Raw genomic sequence first — 21,516 nt, forward strand, 5'->3', positions numbered from 1 at the left:
CTTCCGTATTTATTACCATGTTAACCAAATAAACAATAGCTCGGTGTTCATTATGTTTAATTCTCTCACATCATTATTTAAACAACTCATTGATGGCTCTGATTTAAGCCAAACCAACACACTTTCCCCTAACATGGCTATCGCGTGTTTGCTTTGTGAAGTTTCTGGCGCAGACCATAGTGTCGATGATAGAGAACAAGAAACAAAGCGCTCTTTATTGATGAAACTGCTTTCGTTAAATGAAGAAGAATCAAATACTTTGTTAGAGCAAGCGCAACAGAAAATAAAAGATTCCGCTTCGCTGTACGACTTTACCTCTCAACTAAGAGAACTGACTCAAGAAACTCGTTACAACTTAATCAAAAGCATGTGGGAAGTCGCTTACGCAGACGGCGAAATTGACCCGCTAGAAGACGCGGTGATCCGTAAAACAGCAGAGCTACTCTATGTTGATCACAGCGAGTTCATTCGAGCAAAGTTACAGTCTCAGTAAAGTAACGAGATGAGTATATAGGTCTCTGGCTAGCTCCAGCCTACCCCTATAATGACAACAGATATCGCTTCTGTAGCCATAAAAAAACGCGCACTCTGCGCGTTTTTCAATAAGCCAACGACATTGTTATTTAAAGTACTGGTCAAGGTATGTGTTTAGCTCTTTCCACACTAAACAGACTGCATGACAAAACAACAATGGTTGGATGATAATTTAATTACAAGCTAGCTAGGTTCGAATAACTAAAACATGGTCAAAGCAAGCTTAGCTAAGTTGTATGCATCTACATAGCCAGAGTGTTGACGCCCTTCCCAGTCTATTCCTTTTGCTTCTTGAGCGGCTCGATGGCCTATACGTTTATCTTTAAGACGATTTTGAATACGGTAGAGTGTCGCTAAGTTGATGAACTCTGTGAACGGTGCTTCAATACCTTTTTGCTTACACTCTTCTAGAAGAATGAGGTCATCTCGCCCCCAAGATGCAAAGATTTTGTTGCGACCACCGAAGTTCTTAACCATGGATTTAAGCACTTCTTCTAGTGGGCGTCCTTGTTTTTCAATCTTACGTGGTGTGATGCCCGTTAACTCAGCGCAAAACAGAGACACTTCATCGTGTTCTGGTTTCACGTAGTATTGAGCACGCTTGACTATCTCACCTTTAGACAAATCTATTTCAGCTAACCCCACTTCGATAATTTCACCCGTGCTGCCGACGCCATTTTCGTTCCAGCAACACATTTCTAAATCGAAGCATACAATACGGTTATGGTTCATAGTTTGCCTTGGTTCCTAACATAAAAATTTAAAGCGTGCGATTCTATCGTAACACGGCGTAAAACTCGAATTTGTGCGCCCATTTAATCGCCGATCGACACATTATTACGGCCGTTTTTTTTACTCAAATAGAGTTGACTGTCCATTTTGTGATACAAGCTCTCAGGATCTTCTTCTTTATGGATAACCGCACCGATACTCAACGTACAGATGATTGACGCATCACCATAATCAAAAGCCGTACTTGCCACAACACTCCGTAACTTTTCTAGGTAAGCTTCTAGCACTGCTCTATCAATGACTTTAGAAATAATACAAAACTCGTCACCACCAGCGCGGTAAAACTTATCTCCCGGTTTTAAATTAGCACTGACCAGCTTAGTGACATGTTGCAACGCTTCATCTCCACCTAAATGGCCGTGTTTGTCATTAATCACTTTGAAGTGGTCGATATCAAAACCAACCAAGGCGAAGTTAACACCTTTGTTTATCTGATTAAGCAAGTGATCGTTGAATGCTCGGCGATTCAGTAGTTGAGTTAGAGGGTCTCGCTCTGCCATTCTTTTTAATTCAACGGTTTTGAGCTCCAACATGACCGCTAAGCGCTCTTTTTCTCGAGACTGTAAATTCACAATCCAACTGATCAAAAAGGCGATTACCAATCCGGCTAGCGTCGTGCCCGCTAAAATAGAACGCTCCCAAGCTGAGACTGCGTCAGAAAGTTTAAAGTCAATACGCCATTCACGGTTAGGCAGTTGAATGGTTCGGCTTATAACGGTTCCTCGAATGTTATCCCAGCTAGCACTTTGAAAGAGAACAGGGTCATCTGCTGCGTCGAATCCCAAATCTTCTACGCGCACCGACATATCGAGCTCCGTCGCGGTTTTCGTAATCAAATCCTCAAAGTAAACCGTACTTCGGATAACACCGGTCACTACTCCTAATAAATATTTGTTCTCGAAGTCGAACACTGGATGGAACACCAGCAACCCAGTCTTAGGTATGGACTTGTCATAACCATCTTGCAGTAAGCGAACTTTATCCGAGACATTCGCTCGCCCATTTTCGGAAATATCATCCAAGATTAAATCGAAGCGTTTGCGCGAAAAATAGAAACCCAATAGAGAAAGGTTTTCCGGTGTTCTTGGGTAGATATCCGACGCGATAAAAATTGGCTCATTGTGTTCAAAAATGTACCCGTAGGTTTTGGGACCATCTTTAGGAACGGTAAACGGTTGGAAGTTTGGAAATTTTTGACGGGTCTTTAAAATATGTTCATCAAGATCTTCGAATTCGACCTTTTGCATCCATTGAAGTCCAATGAGACTTCGCGAGCTGTTAATCACTTGTTCCGCATACATGGGAAACGATGGCCAATAGCTTCGCTCAATCGAATGGAAAAAGTTTGCGCCCGCACCAATGAACTTTAGATCATTCTCGACGTTTGCTTTAAGTGATTCTGCTTGTCGGTCGGCTAAAGTATCAAACGTCGTCTGTGTATACCGTTGCTGCATTGTATAAGCAGCACCAACTACACCAGCAGTGACACATAAAGTCGCCAAAAAAGCTAAGATAGAGTCTGAATGTCGTTTTATAAAGCTCTTATGAGCGGTGCTTTGTGTCATATCGTAATTTTTGATACTTCCGTAAGTTAAACTTCGGGATCTATTGAAATACTGCGTTAGCAATGCACAAACATCAAGCAACAACCTATATTGGGGAGTCTGATCGTCGATTTTTCACGCTGTTCGTACGGTATAGTCACGAATTATTACAGCCTTAAGCCTTGAATATGCTACCATCCGTCATCATTTTAATGTCTAAACTTGGTGCAAGATCGCAAAGACGATCGTTTTAGTGAACAAATATGAGCCAATACTGAGCACCAATAAATCAATAGAAAGAGAAAAAACGTCATGAACATTGATTTGAACCTAATTCCTCAAACGTTCGATATGCTTCACGCTGGCCTAACCGCATCGAGCGTTTTGCTTCTTCTAGTTGCAGTGTCGCGCAAATCAAAAGTGGTCGAGAAAGTGGTAGAAAAACCAGTCGAGAAAATCGTCGAGGTTGAGAAACCAGTTGAGAAGATCGTTGAAGTAGAAAAAGTAGTGGAAGTAGAGAAAGTCGTAGAGCGTGTTGTAGAAGTTGAATCAAAACTTGCAACCGCATCAACGGACTCTGCAATGCAGCTGCTTTCTATCATGCAACAAGAAGCTCGTCTGATTGACTTCCTAAAAGAAGACCTAACGTCATTCTCTGATGAAGAAGTAGGCGCAGCTGCTCGCGTAATCCACACTGGCGGTCAGAAAGTACTGAACGACTACGTGACGCTAGCGCACGTTCGTAACGAAGACGAAGAAACTCGCATTACGGTTGAAGAAGGCTTCAACCCACAAGAAATCCGCCTAACTGGCAACGTAACAGGCAGCGCGCCATTTAACGGCACGCTAGTTCACAAAGGTTGGAAGGCAACATCAATGACGTTGCCTAAACTGGCTGAGAACTACGACGCATCTGTGATCGCTCCAGCTGAGGTTGAGCTGTAATGGAACACATGAACCAAGAAAACCATTCTCAAGAAGCGTCTGTTGAAACTCAACAGACGCCTAAATTCAGTGTTGGTATCGACTTAGGTACAACACACTGTGTGATGTCTTTTGTTGATACTCACGACGAAGACGCTCGCGTTGAAGTGATGCCTATCCCGCAGTTGACTGCGCCGGGTACGGTAGAGACTCGCAGCCAATTAGGCTCTTTCCTTTACCAGCCGCACGAACACGAAATGAACCCGCAATCACGCGTTCTTCCGTGGTCGAGCGAGCCAAAAGCTCTAGTTGGTGCAATTGCACGTAACCTAGGTTCAAAAACACCGATTCGCCTTGTTGCAAGTGCGAAATCTTGGCTTTGCCACGCAGGTGTGAATCGTCGTGATGCTTTCCTACCAGCAGGTAGCCCAGAAGAAGTGGAAAAAGTATCCCCTCTTCGTGCGACAGAGCTTTACCTAGAGCACCTAAAAGATGCTTGGAATCACACCAATCCAAATCACAACCTTGCCGATCAAGACGTGACTATCACGGTACCTGCTTCTTTTGATCCTGCTGCTCGCGATCTAACTGCAGAAGCAGCACGCAACGTTGGCTTTGTGCACCTAACGCTTCTAGAAGAGCCACAAGCTGCACTTTACAACTGGATCGATAACAGCAACGACAAATGGCGCGACGAAGTTGAAGTTGGCGACATCGTACTTGTGGTCGATATCGGTGGTGGTACAACCGACCTTTCTTTGGTTGAAGTAACTGAAGACGACGGCAACCTAACTCTGAACCGTATCGCGGTAGGTGAACACATCCTACTTGGCGGTGACAACATGGATCTTGCACTTGCGTACCGCTTGAAGATGAAGCTAGCCCAAGAAGGTAAAGAGCTACAGCCATGGCAAGTTCAGGCAATGACACACGCATGTCGCGACGCGAAAGAAGCGCTATTGAACGACAGCGAACTTCAGTCAGTGCCAATCGTAGTACCAAGCCGTGGTTCTAAACTGCTTGGCGCAACGCTGAAAACAGAACTGACTCAAGAAGAAGTACAACAAACACTGGTTGATGGCTTCTTCCCTCAAGTTACAATTACTGACCACCCTGTTCAACGTAACCGTGGTGCACTAACGCAAATGGGTCTGCCTTACGCACAAGATGCAGGCATTACTCGTCACATTGCAGCGTTCTTGTCTAAGCAAGCCAATGCTCTTTCTGCTTCAGGAAATGGCGCAGAAGCAGCAGCTCAAGATTTCAACCCATTCGCTAACATGCCTGGTATGCCAGGTTCGGATGCAGCGCAATCGGATGACTTCATCAAGCCAACGGCAATCCTATTCAACGGTGGTGTTCTGAAATCGAAACTTCTAGCAACTCGTCTAGAAGACACGATCAACGAATGGTTAATTGAAGCAGATGCAGAAATGGCGAAGCGCCTAACAGGTGTGGATCTAGACCTTGCGGTTGCTAGCGGTGCGGCTTACTACGGCTCTGTACGTCGTGGTCAAGGCGTTCGTATCCGTGGTGGTATTGCTTCGGCGTACTACGTGGGTATCGAAAGTGCGATGCCTGCGATTCCTGGCATGGCGCCTCCAATGGAAGCACTTTGCGTTGCACCATTTGGTATGGAAGAAGGTTCCAGCGTTGACGTACCAAGCCAAGAGTTTGGTTTGATCATCGGTCAGCCGGTTAACTTCCAATTCTTTGGCTCAACGGTTCGTCGTGATGACCTAGCAGGTACTCACCTAGACTACTGGGCACCAGAAGAGCTTGAAGAGCTTCCAGAAATCCAAGTAACGCTACCTGTATCTGAAGGTCGTCGTGAAGGTGAAGTGGTTCCGGTAACCCTAGCCTCTCGCGTCACAGAGCTTGGTACGCTTTACTTAGAAGCCATTGCCGCTGATAACGGTCAAAAATGGCATGTTGAGTTCGATGTGCGCGAAGACGCGAAAAGCAACTCAAACGAAGAAGAATAAATAGAAATCAAACGGCATCCAATCGGGTGCCGTTTTTAAATACACGAAGGTTTGTATGGCATCTCCTCGTTTTCTTGTTGGTATTGACCTTGGCACCACAAACACTGTGGTGGCGTATTGTGAAATCACCGACAACCTTGAACAATCCGAAGTATCCCTATTTGACATCGACCAACTGATTGGTCCCGGTGAAGTGGTTCGTAAACCCTTACTGCCCTCTTTCCGCTATCACCCTGCGGTTGGTCAAATCTCCCCTTCTGACCTAACACTCCCTTGGGAAAACGAACCTGTCTCTGGCGACATTAGTAATGTGATCGTGGGTGAATGGGCTCGTGAATTAGGCGCTAAGGTGGAAGGACGTCAGGTATCCAGTGCTAAAAGCTGGCTATCGCACCAAGCAGTGGATCGTAGTTCAGACATTCTTCCTTGGGCCGGTGCGCAAGACGTAGATAAAGTCTCACCCGTTATTGCCAGCGCAAGCTACCTCAACCACATTCGTCAAGCATGGAACTACCGTCATCCTAGCAATAAGTTAGAAGACCAAGATGTGGTTGTGACCGTTCCAGCTTCGTTCGATGAAACCGCTCGTAAGCTCACGCTTGAAGCTGCACAGCTGGCAGGTTTAAAGAAAATCGTCCTGCTCGAAGAGCCACAAGCCGTATGTTACGACTGGTACGCACGCCACCAGCAGACCGCTGCTGATGAACTCAAAGAGTTGCCGCTGATTCTGGTGTGTGATGTGGGCGGTGGTACTACCGACTTGAGCTTGATTGAAGCCAGTTTCTCTTCTCAAGATGAGCTAGCCCTTGACCGCATTGGCGTTGGCGAACACTTGATGCTGGGTGGTGATAACCTCGATTTAGCATTAGCACACCTTGCAGAAAGCCGCTTCAACCAAAGTAAGAAGCTCACTGCCGCAAGCCTGACTAAGTTGATTCAGCAAACTCGCAAGGCGAAAGAAAACCTACTTTCATCGAGCGCACCTGAAGAAGTAAAAATCACCATGCTGGGCAGCGGCTCGAAACTTCTTGGCGGAACAAAGAGTATTGGGCTGAGCAAACAAGAAGTGCACCAAATCGCTTTAGATGGCTTCTTCCCGCTTTCTGATTTCAGTGAAGTGCCGGACAAACGCCGCAGCGCGGTTGTCGAGTTTGGTCTTCCATACGTTGCTGACCCAGCGGTGAGCAAGCACGTAGCCGAGTTCTTAACTCAGCACCAACAAGTTGCTCGTGCCGCTCTTCGCATTGAAGACGACAAACAAAATGCAATTCCAGTCGGTTTGCTACTCAACGGTGGTGTGTTCAATAGTGAACTTGTGACTGAGCGAGTGACTACCCTACTGTCCGATTGGCGAGGCGCTCCGGTTACGGTATTGGATAACCCACATCCAGATTGGTCTGTTGCACTAGGTGCTGTTGCGTTTGGTAAAGCACGTCGTGGTGCACAACTAAAAATTGGTGGTGGTGCAGCGCGTTCTTACTTCTTGCATCTTCAAGAAAAGAACAAGATGGGCAAAGCGCTCTGTTTGCTTGCAAAAGGTACAGAAGAAGGTCATGAGATCCGCTTAAGTGGTCGTCGTTTCTCGCTTACCCTAGGTGAACCTGTTCGCTTTAACCTGCTGACTTCTACCCACGACACCTTAACCAATAACACCGCTATTCAAAACGGCGTGATGGTTGACGTTGACCCCGACTTATTTGCTCCTCTGCCACCTTATATCACCACCCTTGAAGGTGAAGGTGCCGAACTGCAAGCCAACCAAAAAGAGCGCGTAGAAGTACAACTCGCGTGTCAGTTGACCGAAGTCGGTACGCTTAAGATGGAATGTGTCAGCGCAGAAGATGACAGCAAACGTTGGGAGCTGGAATTCGAAGTTCGTAACAAGCAAACCGACGACAGCGAGCAAGTTAAGCTTCACCCTAAACTGAACGAATGTAAGGAGCTGATCGCTCGCCTTTACAGCGGTAATAAAAAAAGCGCGGAAAGCAAAGAGATCAAAACCTTAGCCAAAGATCTTGAGAAGAAACTTGGCAAACGCGATGAATGGGATTTCACGACCCTACGTCAACTGTTCGATACCTTTGCACAAGGTCGTAAGCGTCGCCGCCGTTCAGAACAACACGAGAAAAACTGGCTTCGTTTGGCTGGCTTTGCACTGCGTCCGGGCTTTGGCGATCCAACCGACTCATGGCGTATTGAGCAAGTTTGGGGTCTCTACCAACAAAACATTCAGTTTAAGAACCATCAAGGTTGGACCGACTGGTGGGTGTTCTGGCGTCGTATTGCCGGTGGTTTAAGCCAAGAGCAACAAGAGACCATCTTGGCGGACATCGCGAAATACCTACATCCTGGTGCGATGAAAAACCCACAATCCGCCAAAGCGGCACAAGATATGGGTTACGAGTCGATGGTGCGCTTGTCTGCCTCTCTGGAGCATTTAGAAGTCGAAGACAAAGTTCTATTGGCAACGTGGTTCTTGAGCAAAGCCATCAACCATAACCAGTTCGAACAAGCACACTGGTGGGCAATGGGTCGCTTGGCATCACGTACGCCTTTATATGGCAGTCAGCATAACGTCGTTCCTCGTGAACAAGCGGAACAGTGGTTGCCTAAGCTGCTAGAGCAGAACTGGCAGAAAGAGCCAATGATCGCTTTCGCAGCCGTAATGATTTGTCGTAAGACGGGCGACCGCCTATTCGATATCTCAGACGACTACCGTGAGCAGGTACTGGCTAAGTTGAAGCAAAGCAAGGTACCTGAATCTTGGGTATCACTGGTTGAAGAAGTCAAAGAGCTATCTGAGAGCGAATCGAAACGTATCTTCGGTGATGCACTCCCAAGCGGTCTGACACTGGTAAATAACTAGGCTCTCACGCTTATAAACGCAACAAAGCCCTTCTCGTGAAGGGCTTTGTTTTATCTGATTCTAATAGCTGACGAAAGACGACTCGTTAGTTCATTTCCGTATTGATCACCACATCACGCGTTTCATTATCCATATCACTAATGCCGACAACTGAGATTTCACGGTCAGATAAATTCTCAATCATGCTGTCTTCTAACCCACCGTCCGTCATCCACGCATAGAATTTTTCTGCAATACGATCCGAACCTTCCCCGACAAACGTTAATGTGACCTTCTTCATTTGTGACACTCCATCAATTTAACGATTCAGCCACTTAAGCGTAGTATGTTTCACAAATATCGACATAAACTAGGACTAACTTCTTTTATGAGTATCGAAAAATTTGACGCGATTTATCAGCGCGCTGCCGAGCGTAAAGGTGGTGAAGATCAACTTGAAGCGCTTTTGTCTCATCCACTAAGCAAAGAAGAATTGGCAGCGATTCCCGACGACCGTTGGCTAGCCGCTTTTTCGATGAAGGTATTCCAAAGTGGGATTTCGTGGAGCGTGGTTCGCAACAAGTGGCCGAACTTCGAAGAAGTGTTCTTTGGGTTTAAGATTGAGCCGCTATTGATGCTGTCAGATGAGCAATGGGAAACCAAAGCAACCGACAAACGCATCATTCGCCACCTCACTAAAGTCATGTCGATTCCTGCCAACGCTCGTATGATCCACGAAGCAAAAATCGAATATGGCTCGTTTGGCAAAATGGTTGCCGATTGGCCGCAAGAGAAAATCACCGACCTATGGGCGTATTTGAAGAAACGCGGCAATCGCCTAGGCGGAAATACTGGCCCTTACACACTTCGTCAAATGGGCGTTGATACCTTTATCTTGTCTAGCGACGTGGAAGCTTACCTGCGTAATTGCAAGATCATTGAAGGTGGCAAAGATACGAAAAAATCGCTCGATGCAACCAACAAAGCGTTTGTTCAATGGCAGCAAGAAAGTGGTAGAAGCCTGTCTGAGATCAGCCAAATCATTGCGTTCAGTACCGGCGATAATCGCATTTAATCCAGACTGAACCCAAAATACAAACGGCGCACTGATCATTGGATTTAGTGCGCCGTTTTTATGTTCATTGGTTCAAGTACACACTTACTTTGAAGCCAGTGATTCCCACTCAGTCAGTAGCTGCATAATACGGTGAGAGTCTTCCCATGTTGCACAAGGGTTTTCTAACGAGGTACGCCCCTCTTCAACCGCTTGGCGAATATTGCGCACTTGATAGAAGAAAGCGTCCCCAGTTGCCGGTACAGACACCTCGCGCTTCGACGTCTCGTAAATTTCCACACTAAACTGGTTATCTTGCGTTGGTAGCCATGGGTTTGAATCTAAGGTAATACAGCCTTTGCTACCCAGAATGGTGAACTGGTGTTTCAATCCATGATCTTCGGCAGTATGTACGCTCACCGTTTGTTGCTCACCAAATTGCATCATCAAGCTCGACTCGCAGATATTCCCATCATTACCTCGTCGGCCAATCGCTTTCATTGAACGGTTCTCAAAGGTTTGTTCACCCAACATGGTTTTAACCACCAAATGCACTAATGACATTGGATAGCAACCTAAGTTATACAAAGCACCTTTGCTGTCTGGATTAACAAACTGCGCAATCGACGCAATATAAGACGTATGGATGGAGCGAAGTTCACCAATCTCTCCCGATTTAAGCACCGAAACCAACTCACTGATAAATGGGTGATGCAAGTACATTAAGCCTTCAGCAAAGAATACCTTGTGCGCTTCTACGGCTTGAAGTGCCAGCTCGGTTTTTTCCATATCTACCGAAAGTGACTTTTCACACAGGATCGCTTTGCCCTGCTCAGCCGCTTTGACGATAAAGTCATGATGAAGGTGATTTGGCAATGCGATATAAATAATGTCGACTTGCTCATCAGCAATCAACGCATCGTAATCGTTGAACGTATTCTCGATGCCATATTGCTCAGCGAATGCCTGTAAGTTCTGCTCCGAACGCCCAGCAACCGCGTACAGTTCACTCTTGTCATCGCCTTGGATTGCCTCAGCCATGACTCCTGAGATAAAGCTTGTGCCTAAAATGCCCCATTTCATGTTCACGTCTCCTATTGAGCTTGGGTTTCGAATGCTTGAACTAACTCTGCCATTTCAGCCGCAATAAACGCTTGTGTATGCGGCATAGCAAAATGCGCTTCAATCGCGGCGCGGTTTTCATATCGCTCCCAAAGAATCACACGTTGTGGAGCTTTAGAATCGTAGGTCGCATTCGCTTGCAAGCACCCCGCTTCGCTTTGCATATCAAGGCAAAATTGTTCAATGGCTTCAACCACTTGTTGTCTTGGCTTATCGGCATTCATTTTCAGTTCGGCGGTAACAAAAATCGTCTCGCTCATGATGGCTCTCTTTCTCCATTCTTAATCATACGCCCACTGTAATTAACCTCATTTGATTGATAAACTCTGCTTTAGTTATTTCTTTATCAACTCTGGGTGTGCAATGGATAAATTAACAAGCATGAAAGTTTTCGCTTACGTGGTCGAACACGGCAGCTTTCGTAATGCAGCACACCACTTTGATATTTCACCGACCATGGTTGGCAAGCACGTGAGCTTTCTTGAGCAAAGCTTAGGTACACAGCTAATTCATCGCACCACGCGCAAACAGTCCCTGACCGAAGCTGGCAGACTCTACTATCAAGAGTGCCACCGCATTATTGAAGACATCACCAACGCAGAGAACCTGATCCAGACGCTGATCAACCGTCCAACCGGAACTGTAAAAGTTAACTGCCCTGTCACGTATGGCAAAAAGGTCATTGCTCCTATCGTGGCTGACTTCTTAGCTGAATTTCCCGATTTGAACGTTGAGCTAATGTTGGACAACAATTTGATTGACCCATATCGAAGCGAAGCTGACGTGATTATTCGAATCGGTGAGTTGGTCGATTCGTCGTTAGTCGCGAGAAAATTGGGTGAATACCACATGACTTACTGCGCCTCACCCTCTTACCTTGAGCAACATGCCCCTATCCAATCACTTGATGACTTAGCACACCATCATTGTTTGGGGTTTCAGTATCACCAAGGAGAAAGCCAACAAGTGGTGAACATGCCATCTAATACCTTTGGAAACAGCAACACCCGATTAACGTCTAACAATGGCGATGTACTTAAGTTCGCCGCGTTAAAAAGCTCTGGTGTTCTTATGCAACCAAAGATCTTAGTTGAGCAGGAAATCCAATCTGGTGCCTTGGTAGAAATTCTCCAGCAACATGCTCCCAAGCCAAAACCGATCCACCTGCTTTACCGTTCAAAACAGCTTTCCCTTAAAAACCGTACCTTGGTCGATTTTATTCTTTCTCATGTGAATCCATAACGTCACCCCATAAAGCGGCGACAATTTAACCATTTAATTAACTTTTATTGTCGATATGACAAATATTATTGCTTGTTAATTGTCTTTATTTTTCATGTTGTTAGTCAGAGACACCCATTAACTAGGCATAATTTATTGATTCACACCAATTGCATTGCTCTGACAAAGTGACTAGGATTGCCGCCTTTCCTGAGTGAACTATCAAAAAAATATCGAGAAATTTAATCTAATTTCTCTTCCTGTTCGTGTGCAATCACAACATTTACACTCATTTCAAATTGCATAAGCACATTCCTTTGCTTATGAAAACGACATTGATTTCTCAACGCTTTTAGTCACGTATGTGACTTTTTGGCTTGAGAGAGATTTTTATTCAAGGTAGGTCACAAGGACGCTACCCCTTGACTGCATTTACTGGAGGATAAGATGCCTAAAGGTCTAATGCTGACTGACTTAGCCATCGCTGGCTTACTATTGATTTTGGCAAAAGTCATTCGCGTTCACGCGCCATTACTACAGCGTATGTACATTCCATCGGCGGTTCTCGCAGGATTATTCGGTCTATTTTTTGGACCAGCCCTGTTAGACGTACTGCCTTGGACCGATACGTTTACCGCTAACGCAAGCCTATTAACTGCTGCACTTTTTTCTGCGTTAGGTCTGGCAACGGATGTTCCATCACCTAAAACCGTCGCACAGCGTGCTGGCTCATTGTGGGCGTTTAACCAAATCGCTTCTGTTTCTCAGTGGTTGTTTGCAGCAATGTTTGGTCTAGTTCTCACAACCTTCTTCTGGCCAGAGATTAATCCTGGCTTTGGTGTGACAATGTCTGCGGGCTTTATGGGCGGACATGGCTCTGCATCTGTTGTTGGTGAAATCTTCACGGGGCTTGGCTGGGAAGATGGCTTCACACTTGGCTTAACGTTCGCAACCGTGGGTATTTTCATCTCGATTTCTGTCGGCATGCTCATGCTGCAATTCGCATTGAAGATGGGTTGGATTCGTAGCTTTACGACCTTCGACAGCATGGACGAACACGAACGCAAAGGCCTTGTTAAGCCTGATGATCAAGAACCGGTAATGAAAGACACCATGTCTTCCCTGTCGGTTGATTCTTTCGCGATTCACGCTGCGTTAGTGGTTGTCGTAACCGCTTTCTCTTATGTCGCCGCCAACTACTTGTCTTCTTTCCACGATAAGGTGCAGATCCCGACGTTTGTAACTGGCTTCCTTGGCGGCATGCTTGTGCGAATCATCGCGAAACAAACGAAAGCTTCACGCTATCTTTGTGACGGTGCATTCAAACACGCTGCGGGCATCAGTACCGATTATTTGATTATCTTTGGTATCTCAGCCATCAAGATTACCGTCTTAGCCCAGTATTTAATGCCGATGGTAGTGCTTGCAATCGGCGGTATCGCCTTCACACTATGGCTAATCTTCTGGGTTGCCCCACGTATCATGGGCGAAGATTGGTTCGAGAAAGGCATTTTCTCTTGGGGTTGGTTAACCGGTACGGTTGCCATGGGTATTGCGTTACTTCGTATTGTTGATCCCAAAATGCGTAGCAAAGTACTTGATGATTACGCCATAGCTTATGTCCCTGGCTCAATCACTGACATCTTCATCATCTCTTTGATGCCAATCGCGATGTATAACGGCATGCACTGGCAATCGCTTGGTGTAGGATTAGGTTACATCGCAATTGTCTTATTTATTTGGCGATTCATTTTTAAACGTAACAGCAGTGCTCTGACACACGAATCTTAGTCGCTTTACTCGGGAGGATTTTATCCTCTCGAGTTCATTCCTTGGTTTTTATCAAAATCACTCCTCATCTCGAAAATAAGCAACTTGTTTTATATTTGAGATTTGCAATCCCGATCTCTTATTATCATTCTTTTTTAATACTTGACCTGAACGTTTCTATATCAGAATAGCCGCCTATTCGTTTCTAAAACATGGAGAAAGGCTGTGCGTCGCTCTCAAGGATTTACTCTTATTGAACTCATTGTGTGCATCATCATTCTTGGTATTGTAAGCGTCGTTGCATTTCCTAAATTTCTTGGCTTACAAAAAGATGCCAGAGTGGCGGTTCTATATGGAGCCAGAGAAGCACTCATGACCGCCAACAACTTTGTCTACACCAAAGCAGTGATTCAATCTCAAGAGACAGTAGATGGCGGCATACAATATAACATTGATCTAGATAATGACGGCCATAACGACCTAATTGGTTACTTTGGATTTATCAAAAATGTTATTCCAGCAAAAGAGCTAGCAGGCTTTGATCCGCAACTCACTATCAACACTTGGTATGGGGTAGACAGCCCAGACGAGCCCTACTTCCTTATTGGTTTTGCAAACAAGCCTGTTGGTAGAGAACATATGTGCTATGTCGAAGTTTACTACCCAGAAACTCCAGGTGGCCAAGTGAAATACAAAATACAAACTGACGATTGCTAATTCCCATATAGAGTGGCAGTAACACTTTTACTTTTGGTGTCTTCATCGTTATTGCAAGGTAATGGCTCCAAAACAACCATTAACAACTATTTCACATAATGTCGTCGCACAGTTAGCTCATAGAGATAAAACCAGTAATTTGCGCCGACACATGGCTATAATTGAAACAATCTATCGTTTTTAAACCCGCCTATAACTTGTGCTTGTAAACTCATCATTTCGCTCAATAATAGTTCTATAACAAATTCAATAATTTAAAGCGGGAGGCGTAATGAGAATATTCTGGCAGCTACGTTGGTATTTCCAACAAAAGTGGAGGCACTATGTCGGATCCATTCTGCTTTTCGCTGTGATATCAGCACTACAGCTTGTTCCGCCCAAAGCAGTTGGCATCATAGTTGACGGCGTCGTAGACAACACTTTAGATACAAATACGCTGATTCTATGGCTGTCAGGGTTAACTGTACTGATCTTTACCATTTATGGGTGTCGCATCTTATGGCGAATTTGGCTTTTCGGCGCAAGCTGGGAGCTCGGGACCATTCTACGTAACCGTCTATATAGGCATTTATCGACACAGCCACCTCGTTTTTTTGAACGTTACAAGACGGGGGATCTGATGGCTCGTGGCACTAATGATGTGCGTAATATCGTTATGACAGCCGGCGAAGGGGTTTTAACCGCCGCAGACTCTTTGATCACTGGTATTGCGGTTTTAATCATTATGGTAACGCAAGTAAGCTGGAAGCTCACCGTAATGGCGCTTCTTCCAATGCCATTTCTTGCCATCATCATCTTCTTTATTGTGCGCATCCTACATCAACGCTTTCGTGTCGCTCAGGAAGCCTTTTCTACCATGTCAGACATGACACAAGAGTCACTTAATGGCGTGCGAATGCTGCGTGCTTTCGGATTAGAAAACCAAGAGCAGCAACGTTTTGAAGAGGTTGTGGATGATACTGGCGAAAAGAACATCGCTGTTGCAAGAGTCGATGCTAGATTTGACCCGGCAATTCAGTTAACCATCGGTCTTTCTTTCCTTCTTAGTGTCGCTGCTGGTGCTTACCTTGTTGATAAAGGTGAGATCACGCTTGGTGATCTGACCGCATTTACGATGTATTTAGGGTTGATGATATGGCCGATGCTGGCATTCGCATTCCTATTTAACATTTTAGAAAGAGGCTCAGCTGCATGGAACCGACTACAAGAGATCTTTGATGAAAAGCCAGAAATTATCAGTGGTAATAAGCCAATAGAAAATAAACCACTTCCGTTAAAAATTGATATCGACGATTTCCACTGGTCTAGTGATTTACCGCCCGCTTTGACGGAAGTAAACATCGAACTTGAACCCGGAAAAATGTTGGGAGTTGCAGGGCCGGTAGGAAGCGGAAAATCGACCCTGTTAACACTACTTTTGCGTCAACATGATTTAGAAAACGGCTCAATTAAATTCGGGGGTGTCGAGATCAAGGATGCCCTACTACCGCAGTGGCGCAACCGTTTTGCTGTCGTTAACCAAAGTCCGTTTCTATTCTCCAAATCTATCTTCGAAAATATTGCCTTAGGCAACCCTAATGCAAAGAAAGAAGAAGTCTATAGAGCAGCAAAGTTAGCCTGTATACATGACGATATTGAAAAGTTTCCTGAAGGCTATCAAACAGAAGTTGGTGAAAAAGGCATTACACTCTCCGGCGGGCAAAAACAACGTATTGCGATAGCACGCGCTATGCTGCTGAATGCTCAAGTGTTGGTTTTGGACGATGCACTTTCCGCTGTTGATGGACGGACCGAACATCAAATCCTTAAGAATTTGGAAACATACTACCGTAATCAGGCCCTAATCGTTATTGCGCACCGCCTCACCGCTTTGGAAGCAGCAGACGAGATCATTGTATTGAATCACGGACACATTACTGAACGTGGGCAACATAGCGCGTTATTAGCGCATAAAGGCTGGTACGCCGAGATGTTCGAGTATCAGAAACTAGAGCAGGCGATGGAGGAATAATGAATGAACCAGACCAGCACGTTTAAACGGTTAATGTCTTACCCATTATCTCAACCAAAGCCAATGATTAAAGGACTCGCCTTGCTGTTTATTGCAGCGTTAGCTAGCGCCGGCGGCCCTTGGTTGATTCAATATTTCATTGATGAGCACATCGCTAAAGGTGACTATTCACAAAGTGTTCTGATTTCGCTAGCAGTAGGTTATATCGCTCTTCAGATCGTATCGGCAACATTCCAGTATTTTCAGTCATTGCAATTTAGCATTGTCGCGGCTAACACGATCAAAGCGATTCGTAAGCAAGTATTTTCTGGCGTGATTAAGCAGCCGTTATCTGCGTTTGATTACACTCCTGCTGGAAAATTGGTGTCGCGAATCACCAACGATACGGAATCTTTACAGCAATTTTATGAGCTTTTGATCGCGACCGTGGTGAAAAACGTGGTCATGATTGTCGTAATGCTTGGCGTTATGTTTTTCATGAGCTGGAAGCTCACACTCGTTGTGCTTGTATTGCTGCCGATCGTCATCGGCTTTATGTACTTGTTTAAGCAGCTAAGTACAGAAAGCTACCGAAAGATGCGTGACCTATTGACCGATATAAATGCGAATCTGAGTGAATCCATTCAAGGGATGAGTGTCATTCAATTAATGCAACAAGAAGAGCGTTTTAATAAACAGTTCAACGAGCTAACCGCAGAGCATCTGGTGGCATCTAAACGAGTGATTCGGCTAAACGGCTATCTGCTAAGACCATTAATGGACTTACTCGCTGGTCTTGCGTTGCTTTGCTTGGTTGCGATCTTTGGTTTTAATGGTATTGAGTTGATTGGTGTGGGGGTACTGTATGCATTTATCAGTTATCTTGCGCGAGTTACTGAACCACTAATTGAGATGACTCAGCAACTTGCTCTACTTCAGCAGGCGTTAGTGTCAAGCGAACGTGTTTTTGAATTGATTGACGCGAAAGAACAAACTTACGGGGACGATCATCAACCATTAAGGTCAGGTGCTATCGAACTTAAAGACCTCACATTTAGCTACGATGGTAAACAGGACGTCCTAAAAGACATTTCGTTGAAGGCCAACCACCAAGACTTTATCGCGCTTGTCGGGCATACAGGAAGCGGTAAAAGCACATTAGCGTCACTGTTAATGGGCTTTTATCCAACGCAATGTGGTGAACTGCTCATAGATAGTCGTCCACTTAAAACATTAGGGAAAGACGTACTTCGCAAAGATGTGGCAATGGTTCAACAAGATCCACATATTCTCCCTGCTTCAGTCAGAGAAAACATCTCTCTCAGTCGGGCGGTTGATGACAATCAAATATGGGATGCGTTAGACAAGGTAGGTTTGGCAGAACAAATTCATCGTTACCCTAACGGGCTAGACACGCAATTAGGTCAAGGCGAAACTAATTTATCTGCAGGTCAGAAACAGCTTTTGGCGTTAGCACGTGTGCTTGTGGTAAAACCTAAGATATTGATATTAGATGAAGCAACCGCAAATATTGACTCAGGAACAGAGGCTTTAATCCAAAAGAGCTTGGCGGTACTCAGACAAGACATGACGCTCGTTGTTATTGCTCATCGGCTTTCAACTATCCTAGATGCAGACCAAATCATTGTTCTTCATCATGGGGAGTTAGTCGAGAAAGGCACACACAAAGCACTCTTAACGCAAAATGGTCGTTATGCTCAAATGTATCAGTTACAGCAAGCAAACCGACATCTACAACAGATTGAAGAAGACACCAAGCAACTCGAAGAAGCGGTGTGATTTTATGCCCGTGCCTTCTTTTTATTTAGTTGGTATGGGCATAATTGGTGTAACTTCAAAATTTAGCCTTGTTAGCTTCCAATTTCTTCATAATGTGAACTAATTTTCTATTTCTTACCTATTATTGACATAACCCCTCGCTATATCACGCAAGGTCGTTGTAAAATCGTACGGTACTTAAGTCTACTGCCTGTGGCATTGGGCCGAATTCCGCTTTCTAATTATGCACATTAATCTCATGACACAAGTCCATGGACAAAGATAAGTTTACTAACATCTATCGCTTGCCTGGTTCGATTCAAATTCGTATCGGTAAATGGCAAAAGACGTTCCGCGGCACCTCTGATTTAGTTTTACATCAGGCGCTAATGGAGCGTAATAAGCAATTTAAGAAGCCAGACTTTTTACCTAAAGGCTGGTGTGTCACTCCTATTGATGAAAACGACATTACCATTACGCATCACGGTAAATATATCCAAACCGTTATGCGCACAATGCTGGACAGAAAGGTCTCATACAAGCGACTGTTCCTATCTCGAATGAGTCTCGAAGATGGTGAAAAAGTGCTCCACAATTACAAGCTGGAGTGGGTAAGAAAACATAACCAGATCGCCAAAAAGTACAATCAAATTAAAAAGAAACAATATATGAATTTTGCAAGAGAAGAAGAGGAAACCCTCTACCCTTCGATTCCAAAGGGTGAGTTTGACAAAACATTATGGAACAAACTTGTCGTATCATCGTTTGGTCCGCAGAAAAAGTACAAAAACCCGCACTTTGTCCGTAAAGCCGATTTCTAAATAAACACCCCTAAAGTTAGGGGTGTTTATTTATACGTTAACTCACCAGTCGTAAGTTAAACTTGCAATAACATTTTGTCGGTCGCCATACCAACAAAAGCCATCACATGTCGCTATGTACTTTTTATCCGCGATGTTTTTAGCTGCGACTTGTAACTTGTAGTCGCCGATTCGATAACTGACCGTCGCATCCATTAAGAAATAACTTGGTACTTTTAGTCTCTCTTCATTGTCTCCGTATGACTCACCTGTATAGCGCGCGCCTAAGCCAACAGCAAAGCCATCAAGAGGTCCATCAAAGAAACGATAATGTGCCCAAGCTGATGATACGGTATTAGCCACTTGGGAAGGTGTTTTGCCAACCCATGCCTTATTGATGTCTTCTTTTATCTCTGCATCAACGTACGCAATGTTCCCGATCAATGTTAAGGATGGTGTCACATTAGCTACAGCTTCAAACTCAACGCCGTTATTTTCTATTTTTCCTATTTGCGTTAATTCACTCAAGTAGATACGAGCCAAGTTTTCTTTTGTTGCCCGATACGTTGCAATATTGAAATAACCATCAAATGAATCCGGTTGGTATTTCATACCGATTTCAAATTGATCACCGCTTTCAGGCTTCGCTGGCTTACCATTGCTGTCTTCTTGAATAATTGGATCAAAGTACTGAGAGTAACTAAAGTATGGCGTGAAGCCAGAATCAGAAATATAAGCCGTTCCCACGCTAAACGTCCACTCTCCATTATCGACTTTCGTGCGAGCACCCGTGGTAACATTATGTACTTCATTACTTGTATCGTCGTAACGTGCGCCCAATAACATCGCCCATTTATCGTTGATCAGCATATGATCTTGAAAGTAGACGCCGAGCTGCTGATTATCGATTTTCGTTCTTTGCTTATCGGTTTCGCTCAATGGTTGTAGCGTATTCGGATCGAGTAACATTATGTTATCCGAATAAGTAGGATTAAATACATTAAACCTAGGATCGGGCAAAGCTCCCATTGGTGTGTTTAATAATGCATTACCATTAGCAACTATAGGGTCATTGGCAAAATCTTTACCATCGATACTGATCATTTGAAAATCTATGCCCAACATCAAGTTATGCTCAACACTTCCCCAATTTACTTGGTGCATCAAACGATTATCGATATTAAAAGCATCAGATGACCCATCTTCTGTTGAAGCACCCCGAAGTATGGTTTTGCGTTCATTTGATGGGTCCAAAACCGGCCCCAACGCAGGCACATCAGCCGAGTAAACGTACGAATACATTTGTCTTAGCTTAACATCCATTTCGCTGTAACGAGCTGCTTGAATAAATGAAGTGGTATCATTAAATGCATGAGAAAACTCATAGCCTAAAGACACCTGCTCACGCTCAAACGTCTCCCAGTTAGGATTGCCTATCGCTAAACTATCACTGATCTTTCCATTTTTGTTTGGCGTTAACGTTCCTTCAACTGGCAAAAATTGCAGATAAGGATCTGAGTCGTCTTTTTGATAGCTCGTTAGAAAGGTAATTTCAGACGCCTCATTAAATTTGTACGTCATCGATGGAGAGAGAAGAATGCGCTCTGCTTCTACCCCACTAATTCTCGTCCCATTTTTTCTCGCTAACCCTTGAAAGCGGAAAGCTAGCTGCTCACTCACCTCAGAGTTTACGTCAAGAGAAAGTTGTTTACGGTCTTCAGAACCGTACTCCAAAGATACAAGTCCTGACCCCCCATCAAATTGAGGTCGCTTACTGACAACATTGATGACCCCACCAGGAGGGTTTTGCCCATAAAGAACAGACGCTGCACCACGTAAAACTTCAACCCTCTCTAACGCAAACGGATCTATTTGCCAACTATAGAAGCCAGAAGAATATAAACGGGTACCATCTTGATACAACCCACTGTTCGCCTGTTTAAAACCACGAATAATAAACCAATCTTGCTTGTTATCTTCGCCGAAATAATTAGTTTGAATGCTTGGTGTGTACTGTAGTGCGTCAGAAATGCTAATAGAGGCACGATCATCCATTTGCTCTCGCGTAACAACAGACACCGCTCTTGGAGTCTCATTGATGGCAATATCAGTTTTCGTCGCTGCCCGACTCTTCGCTCCAAGATAACTAAAATCAGGACCAACTGCACTGTCTTGCTGCTGTCCAATCACAACTATATTTTCATCTTCCTGAGCCAAGACATTTGGCGTTGATAAAGCTAATACAACCGCCATCGACGTTGGTGTCAGCATAAACTGCCGAGTCATATTCTTCTCCTTTTTGTCGGCAGCCAAACCAACCCTTCATGACTTCAGCGACCGCTGAAAGAAAAGCGAGTTACGGCATCGCCAGTTGTTTCCGTAAAAGACAAACCAGAGGTTTTGCATAAAGCACTCGCATAGGTTACGAATGCCACTACG

The 21,516-nt window shown here is 44.7% G+C and carries 17 protein-coding genes; 11 read left to right on the forward strand and 6 right to left on the reverse strand.

Annotated features, from left to right (window positions below; genetic code table 11):
- Positions 1-52 precede the first annotated feature (52 nt).
- On the forward strand, positions 53-493 hold the full coding sequence (locus tag R7Q39_RS15660; RefSeq protein ID WP_017820644.1) for a TerB family tellurite resistance protein: 441 nt from the start codon (positions 53-55) through the stop codon (positions 491-493).
- Between the two features lie 242 nt (positions 494-735).
- Here R7Q39_RS15660 and R7Q39_RS15665 read toward each other — a convergent pair whose 3' ends face one another.
- Positions 736-1,266, reverse strand: a complete 531-nt coding sequence (locus R7Q39_RS15665) for a 3'-5' exonuclease (protein ID WP_005377684.1) — start codon at positions 1,264-1,266, stop codon at positions 736-738.
- An 83-nt stretch (positions 1,267-1,349) separates the two neighbouring features.
- Positions 1,350-2,891, reverse strand: a complete 1,542-nt coding sequence (locus tag R7Q39_RS15670) for a sensor domain-containing diguanylate cyclase (RefSeq protein WP_005377686.1) — start codon at positions 2,889-2,891, stop codon at positions 1,350-1,352.
- 291 nt (positions 2,892-3,182) lie between these two features.
- Between R7Q39_RS15670 and R7Q39_RS15675 the strand changes: the two genes are divergently transcribed.
- Genes R7Q39_RS15675 through R7Q39_RS15685 form a run of 3 tightly spaced genes read left to right on the forward strand, consistent with a single transcriptional unit; the run spans position 3,183 to position 8,645 of the window.
- Positions 3,183-3,815 (forward strand): DUF2760 domain-containing protein, encoded by a 633-nt coding sequence (locus tag R7Q39_RS15675; RefSeq protein ID WP_017634945.1) that lies wholly within the window; start codon positions 3,183-3,185, stop codon positions 3,813-3,815.
- Positions 3,815-5,779 (forward strand): Hsp70 family protein, encoded by a 1,965-nt coding sequence (locus R7Q39_RS15680; RefSeq protein WP_147289562.1) that lies wholly within the window; start codon positions 3,815-3,817, stop codon positions 5,777-5,779. The genes R7Q39_RS15675 and R7Q39_RS15680 overlap by 1 nt, the downstream gene beginning before the upstream one ends.
- Before the next feature lie 55 nt (positions 5,780-5,834).
- On the forward strand, positions 5,835-8,645 hold the full coding sequence (locus tag R7Q39_RS15685; RefSeq protein WP_262596301.1) for an Hsp70 family protein: 2,811 nt from the start codon (positions 5,835-5,837) through the stop codon (positions 8,643-8,645).
- A gap of 85 nt (positions 8,646-8,730) precedes the next feature.
- Here R7Q39_RS15685 and R7Q39_RS15690 read toward each other — a convergent pair whose 3' ends face one another.
- Positions 8,731-8,925: a hypothetical protein gene (locus R7Q39_RS15690; RefSeq protein WP_005377692.1), complete on the reverse strand. Its 195-nt coding sequence runs from the start codon at positions 8,923-8,925 to the stop codon at positions 8,731-8,733.
- An 87-nt stretch (positions 8,926-9,012) separates the two neighbouring features.
- Here R7Q39_RS15690 and R7Q39_RS15695 point away from each other — a divergent pair, with 87 nt between their 5' ends.
- Entirely contained in the window at positions 9,013-9,699 is a 687-nt protein-coding gene (locus tag R7Q39_RS15695; RefSeq protein WP_005377694.1) for a DNA-3-methyladenine glycosylase I, read from the forward strand.
- Between the two features lie 84 nt (positions 9,700-9,783).
- Here the strand turns inward: R7Q39_RS15695 and R7Q39_RS15700 are convergent, their stop codons facing one another.
- Both R7Q39_RS15700 and R7Q39_RS15705 read right to left on the reverse strand, forming a co-directional pair.
- Positions 9,784-10,761 (reverse strand): Gfo/Idh/MocA family protein, encoded by a 978-nt coding sequence (locus R7Q39_RS15700; RefSeq protein WP_213905945.1) that lies wholly within the window; start codon positions 10,759-10,761, stop codon positions 9,784-9,786.
- An 11-nt stretch (positions 10,762-10,772) separates the two neighbouring features.
- Complete coding sequence (locus R7Q39_RS15705; protein WP_025766691.1) at positions 10,773-11,060, reverse strand: putative quinol monooxygenase; 288 nt, start codon at positions 11,058-11,060, stop codon at positions 10,773-10,775.
- 103 nt (positions 11,061-11,163) lie between these two features.
- On the opposite strand from R7Q39_RS15705, the gene R7Q39_RS15710 reads away from it, so the two are divergent.
- From R7Q39_RS15710 to R7Q39_RS15735, 6 genes are all read left to right on the forward strand, one after another.
- Positions 11,164-12,042: a LysR family transcriptional regulator gene (locus tag R7Q39_RS15710; RefSeq protein WP_005377700.1), complete on the forward strand. Its 879-nt coding sequence runs from the start codon at positions 11,164-11,166 to the stop codon at positions 12,040-12,042.
- 426 nt (positions 12,043-12,468) lie between these two features.
- Entirely contained in the window at positions 12,469-13,812 is a 1,344-nt protein-coding gene (locus R7Q39_RS15715; RefSeq protein ID WP_191116126.1) for a sodium/glutamate symporter, read from the forward strand.
- A 204-nt stretch (positions 13,813-14,016) separates the two neighbouring features.
- Positions 14,017-14,508 carry a type II secretion system protein gene (locus tag R7Q39_RS15720; RefSeq protein ID WP_318076433.1) on the forward strand — a complete coding sequence of 164 codons (492 nt, stop codon included), beginning with the start codon at positions 14,017-14,019 and terminating at the stop codon, positions 14,506-14,508.
- Positions 14,509-14,779: 271 nt separating this feature from the next.
- On the forward strand, positions 14,780-16,519 hold the full coding sequence (locus tag R7Q39_RS15725; RefSeq protein WP_262627687.1) for an ABC transporter transmembrane domain-containing protein: 1,740 nt from the start codon (positions 14,780-14,782) through the stop codon (positions 16,517-16,519).
- Positions 16,520-16,522: 3 nt separating this feature from the next.
- Positions 16,523-18,298 carry an ABC transporter transmembrane domain-containing protein gene (locus R7Q39_RS15730; protein WP_005377709.1) on the forward strand — a complete coding sequence of 592 codons (1,776 nt, stop codon included), beginning with the start codon at positions 16,523-16,525 and terminating at the stop codon, positions 18,296-18,298.
- Between the two features lie 251 nt (positions 18,299-18,549).
- Positions 18,550-19,098 carry a hypothetical protein gene (locus tag R7Q39_RS15735; protein ID WP_005377712.1) on the forward strand — a complete coding sequence of 183 codons (549 nt, stop codon included), beginning with the start codon at positions 18,550-18,552 and terminating at the stop codon, positions 19,096-19,098.
- A gap of 42 nt (positions 19,099-19,140) precedes the next feature.
- Here R7Q39_RS15735 and R7Q39_RS15740 read toward each other — a convergent pair whose 3' ends face one another.
- Positions 19,141-21,363 (reverse strand): TonB-dependent siderophore receptor, encoded by a 2,223-nt coding sequence (locus R7Q39_RS15740; RefSeq protein ID WP_213904930.1) that lies wholly within the window; start codon positions 21,361-21,363, stop codon positions 19,141-19,143.
- Positions 21,364-21,516: the final 153 nt, after the last annotated feature.

This window comes from Vibrio sp. 947 (assembly GCF_033339115.1).
Taxonomy (GTDB): domain Bacteria; phylum Pseudomonadota; class Gammaproteobacteria; order Enterobacterales; family Vibrionaceae; genus Vibrio; species Vibrio alginolyticus.

Bases quoted from the DNA above. Each gene is read 5' to 3' on its own strand.
- R7Q39_RS15660 (WP_017820644.1), top strand. From the start codon at position 53: ATGTTTAATTCTCTCACATCATTATTTAAACAACTCATTGATGGCTCT.
- R7Q39_RS15730 (WP_005377709.1), top strand. From the start codon at position 16,523: ATGAACCAGACCAGCACGTTTAAACGGTTAATGTCTTACCCATTATCT.
- R7Q39_RS15680 (WP_147289562.1), top strand. From the start codon at position 3,815: ATGGAACACATGAACCAAGAAAACCATTCTCAAGAAGCGTCTGTTGAA.
- R7Q39_RS15740 (WP_213904930.1), bottom strand. From the start codon at position 21,363: ATGACTCGGCAGTTTATGCTGACACCAACGTCGATGGCGGTTGTATTA.
- R7Q39_RS15725 (WP_262627687.1), top strand. From the start codon at position 14,780: ATGAGAATATTCTGGCAGCTACGTTGGTATTTCCAACAAAAGTGGAGG.
- R7Q39_RS15675 (WP_017634945.1), top strand. From the start codon at position 3,183: ATGAACATTGATTTGAACCTAATTCCTCAAACGTTCGATATGCTTCAC.
- R7Q39_RS15670 (WP_005377686.1), bottom strand. From the start codon at position 2,891: ATGACACAAAGCACCGCTCATAAGAGCTTTATAAAACGACATTCAGAC.
- R7Q39_RS15700 (WP_213905945.1), bottom strand. From the start codon at position 10,761: ATGAAATGGGGCATTTTAGGCACAAGCTTTATCTCAGGAGTCATGGCT.
- R7Q39_RS15705 (WP_025766691.1), bottom strand. From the start codon at position 11,060: ATGAGCGAGACGATTTTTGTTACCGCCGAACTGAAAATGAATGCCGAT.
- R7Q39_RS15710 (WP_005377700.1), top strand. From the start codon at position 11,164: ATGGATAAATTAACAAGCATGAAAGTTTTCGCTTACGTGGTCGAACAC.
- R7Q39_RS15690 (WP_005377692.1), bottom strand. From the start codon at position 8,925: ATGAAGAAGGTCACATTAACGTTTGTCGGGGAAGGTTCGGATCGTATT.
- R7Q39_RS15695 (WP_005377694.1), top strand. From the start codon at position 9,013: ATGAGTATCGAAAAATTTGACGCGATTTATCAGCGCGCTGCCGAGCGT.
- R7Q39_RS15735 (WP_005377712.1), top strand. From the start codon at position 18,550: ATGGACAAAGATAAGTTTACTAACATCTATCGCTTGCCTGGTTCGATT.
- R7Q39_RS15715 (WP_191116126.1), top strand. From the start codon at position 12,469: ATGCCTAAAGGTCTAATGCTGACTGACTTAGCCATCGCTGGCTTACTA.
- R7Q39_RS15685 (WP_262596301.1), top strand. From the start codon at position 5,835: ATGGCATCTCCTCGTTTTCTTGTTGGTATTGACCTTGGCACCACAAAC.
- R7Q39_RS15665 (WP_005377684.1), bottom strand. From the start codon at position 1,266: ATGAACCATAACCGTATTGTATGCTTCGATTTAGAAATGTGTTGCTGG.